General features: G+C 32.1%; 1 protein-coding gene. It reads left to right on the forward strand.

Annotation, left to right across the window (positions count from 1 at the left end; all coding sequences use genetic code 11):
- Nucleotides 1-96: 96 nt before the first annotated feature.
- Nucleotides 97-502 (forward strand): PHP domain-containing protein (locus tag ABCO64_RS10900; RefSeq protein ID WP_343089501.1); only part of this gene is annotated, 406 nt, incomplete at its 3' end.

Consider the following 502-nt stretch of genomic DNA (forward strand, 5'->3'; position numbering starts at 1 on the left):
TGCAGTATACAAAAAACGTTAACTCATGCCAATTGGCATGAGTTTTTTGTTTGAATTATGTTATAATTTTCAGTGTATGAATGTGAGGTGTTTTCAGTGATCGCATCCTTATCTTTGGAAAGTGTTTATAGTTTTAATGGCTCTAATATCACCTTAGACGCCCTTTTTTCTTATGCAAAAGAAAACAAACATTCGCATGTTGTACTCACTGATTACACAATGCATGGGGCGTATAAATTTTTATCTAGGGCTAAAAAATCTGGATTTATTCCGATTTTAGGATTAAAAGGTGTTTTAGAAAATCATTACGCTGATGAATTTTTGCACGCAACATTTTATGCAAAAAATCTAAAAGGGTATAAAAACTTATTGAAACTTGCCTCGCTTCAAAGTGTTTATGACTGCATTACTTATGAGGCTTTATCCTCTCACAGTGAAGGTTTAAGTGTAGTATTGAATTCTAAAGTAGGAGAACTTAATAAAATTTTAGACGATGACAATG

Source organism: Methanocalculus natronophilus (assembly GCF_038751955.1).
GTDB lineage: Archaea > Halobacteriota > Methanomicrobia > Methanomicrobiales > Methanocorpusculaceae > Methanocalculus > Methanocalculus natronophilus.